Below are 3,053 nucleotides of genomic sequence, written 5' to 3' on the forward strand. Positions count from 1 at the left end.
GTGCCTACAACAGCCAGCGTCTCGCCAATCTTGGAATCGGGCATGGAGCCGTGGATGTTGGCGGTGGCTATACCTACTTCGACGAGAAGACCGGGCGTGAATTTTCTGCCGTGTTGGGATTGACATACAACATGGAAAACGACGACACCCACTACAAGAACGGCGTCGATTCGCATCTTGACTGGGCGGCTTCGCAATTCCTCTCGGCCAATTGGCAGGTGGGAGTGGCGGGTTACGTCTACTACCAATTGACCGGCGACAGCGGATCGGGCGCCCAATTGGGCTCATTCAAATCTCGCGTAGCCGGAATTGGTCCCGAAGTGGGCTATGTCTTTGCCATGGGTGGCAAGGAGGCCTACGCCAACCTGCGAGGCTATTACGAATTCTGGGCCAGGAATCGCGTGGAGGGTTACGCGGTATTCGCCACGCTCGCGATTCCGCTGAAGTAGTAGTGGCGCCCGCTCTCGCCTGGTCAGGGACCCGAACTGGCATGATGCCAACCCCGAGCAGAGCAAATGATCACTGCACGATACTGCAGGAAGCGCCGATTGCTGGGGTATAATCCGGGGCGGCGCCCTTGCGAACCTTCCGGCTTCGGCCAGCGCCCTCCCATTGCAATGTCACATGGGCGCCCGTAGCTCAGCTGGATAGAGTACCGCCCTCCGAAGGCGGTGGTCGGGGGTTCGAATCCCTCCGGGCGCGCCAATCCTTCGTTGCCTTTTCGCAACTCGTGACCATTTCGTGGCCATGCTCTTGACCGGTTTATCCGTTGCAGGCTCGTTTCGAGAAAACGTGGTGTGGCTTGCCAATTCTTACAGCCCGCCAGTAGTTGAAAGGACCTCGTGTGACTGCTTCTGTGTCCGTTGGCGGCATCCGAGACCACGTCTGATTGGCCCGCGAGCAGTCTAGCGACTGCCGGGCGGCACTTCGAAATCGTGACGGAATATGAGGTCGGTCAGGGTCGGCTGATCACCGCGCACCCAGACCCGGCGAACCGAGACGGGATTCCAGGGGCCGGAGCCGGCAACCACCGGGTTGCCGATCCATAGCGAATCCGGACGTTGCGCGGGCTGTGCCGTCTGGCTCATCAGGATCTGGCCATCCTTCCATAGTTCCACATTGCCGTTGACCCAGCAGTAAGCGATATCGTGGCGCGTGGCGCCCTGACCCGCGGCGACCTGCTGCGTCCCAGCGGTGGTACCGGTGTAAATGTAGTAGCCACTGCTGTCCTGCCAGGAACGCATCGCGGTCGGCACGCTGCCGGCATCGTTTCCGTTCAACGGTGTGCCGCGCGAGAGCACCATCTCACCATTGCCGGATGTTCCGACTCCGGTGAACTCAGCAATCCAGCGCACCATGAAATTGCCGCTGGGCGGAATCACGATGGTCGCGGGTCGTGCTGCGATATACGGAAACTGGCCTGCACTATTCGGCGCACGTAGCGCGAGATAGCCGCTGCCAATCGACAGTTGACCGAAGTTGGAGGTTGCCTGCCAACGCTGGAAGAACTGGACTGGATTGTCGAACTCTTCCTGGAACTGGTGCTGGAAGCCATTGGCTCCGGTGCATACATCGAGATTCAGCGGCTCGCCAAACAACGCCAGCCCGATCGAGGCTGCCGGCACCGAATCTTCCGGAATGAAGTCGAGATCTTCCGGACTGCGACCCGCATTGCCGTAGGCGGCAACCGATCCGCCCACGACGGGAACAATGCCGTTGCGGTCCAGTGCCGGCACCAGTTCGCTCGATACCGTCAGTACGCCGTTGCCCGGATCGGCCAGCCAGAGCTGACTGAAGCCGAGTTCGGTGCCTTCGGTGAACACCGTTTTGGGCAGGTCGATGTCGATGGAGTACGCCTGACCTGCTTCGAAATTGCACGGGCAGGCGGTCAAATCGACGATGAATTCCGCGGCCCTGTCAAACACCGGCTCGGCATTGCCATCGTGCGCATTCCAGAGTCGGAATTTTGCCTTGATGCGGTGCTGGACACTCGTGGTCAGCGCATAGGCGTACAGGCGAACACTCTGGATCGAAGCCTGCTGATTGCCGGCGTTTCCCAGCTGCAACCAGGTGCCAGCACGCGTCGGATAGGATTGACCGGAGTCGGGATTGGCCGGGATGGCTTCATGCACGGTCGTCGAAAGCTGCAACACCGTGCTGCGTTCCTGCCCGACGCGGACGAACAGCGCGTCGGATGTGAAGCGGGTCTGTGCCGAGGCGCTGGCAGCGACGCTGATCATCGATGCGAAAAGCAGGATTGGGATGTTCTTCTTCATGATGCTAACGGCCCCCTCAACCGTCGAAACCGTCAGCGAAAACAATGTCGTTGCTACTGTCGATGCCATAGCATTCCGACGGTACCGAACCGCGTTGCCAGGCAGTGCCGTTGGCGGGCTGCGCCACCGTATAGTCGACCACGTACAGATCATGCTGGTAGTTGATGCTGCCGCGATCCGTCAGCTGGTAGGCATATGGATGCGGAAAGTAGCCACAGCGCAACACCAGACTCTGATACTCGTTGTCGAAACCGCCGACCGAGCCGCCGATTTGCAAGCCGTTGCCCCAGTAGCTGACTGACTGGTTCTCGCGGGTGACGCCAAACGAGTATTCATAGGAAAGCCCTGCCACCGCGTAGACATAGGAACCGCCGAGCTCGAGTTCGAGATCGGCTCCGACGCGCGTAGCCGACTCGATGCCGCCGTAGCTGCCGACGGTCTGTGAGGTGTTGGAGGTCGAGTCCCAGGAATGAGTGATGCCGGAATTGCCGATGCGCAGATTGTTCCAGATGGTGGTCTGTCGGATACCAGGATGGTTGATGCACGCATTGCCGTTGGGAAGCACCACGCCGGTCGGATAATTCGCAGCATTGGTTCCCGCCCACATCATCTCGCCACGCTCCTCGATGTTCTGATAGCCGGCGTCAACCGGGTTCCAGACCTTGGCCAGGAACAGGCCGGTGCCGGGGGCCGGCTGGCACACCGCCTGGGGATACGTGGGCGGGTCGGAGTGAGTGGGACCAAAAGCCTGGATCTCTGAAATATTGATCAGCGCCT

3 protein-coding genes and 1 tRNA gene are annotated in these 3,053 nt (G+C 60.2%); 2 read left to right on the plus strand and 2 right to left on the minus strand.

All coding sequences use genetic code 11. From position 1 onward, the window contains the following. Together WBP53_RS05955 and WBP53_RS05960 are read left to right on the plus strand one after the other, a co-directional pair. Nucleotides 1-449: SphA family protein (locus WBP53_RS05955; RefSeq protein WP_423926914.1), on the plus strand; the 449-nt coding region annotated here is incomplete at its 5' end. A gap of 179 nt (nt 450-628) precedes the next feature. Next, nucleotides 629-705, plus strand: a tRNA-Arg gene (locus tag WBP53_RS05960). 200 nt (nt 706-905) lie between these two features. On the opposite strand, the gene WBP53_RS05965 is transcribed toward WBP53_RS05960, so the two are convergent. Beyond that, the gene (locus WBP53_RS05965; protein ID WP_423926916.1) at nt 906-2,276 is read right to left on the minus strand and encodes a hypothetical protein; all 1,371 of its coding nucleotides are present in this window, start codon (nt 2,274-2,276) and stop codon (nt 906-908) included. Between the two features lie 16 nt (nt 2,277-2,292). Beyond that, the coding region (locus tag WBP53_RS05970; RefSeq protein ID WP_423926918.1) for a hypothetical protein at nt 2,293-3,053 on the minus strand (761 nt) is incomplete at its 5' end.

The sequence above is a fragment of the Dokdonella sp. genome, assembly GCF_049593775.1.
Lineage (GTDB): Bacteria > Pseudomonadota > Gammaproteobacteria > Xanthomonadales > Rhodanobacteraceae > Dokdonella.

What these genes read in the sequence shown, in the direction of transcription:
- WBP53_RS05965 (WP_423926916.1), bottom strand. Translation starts at nt 2,276, where the DNA reads ATGAAGAAGAACATCCCAATCCTGCTTTTCGCATCGATGATCAGCGTC.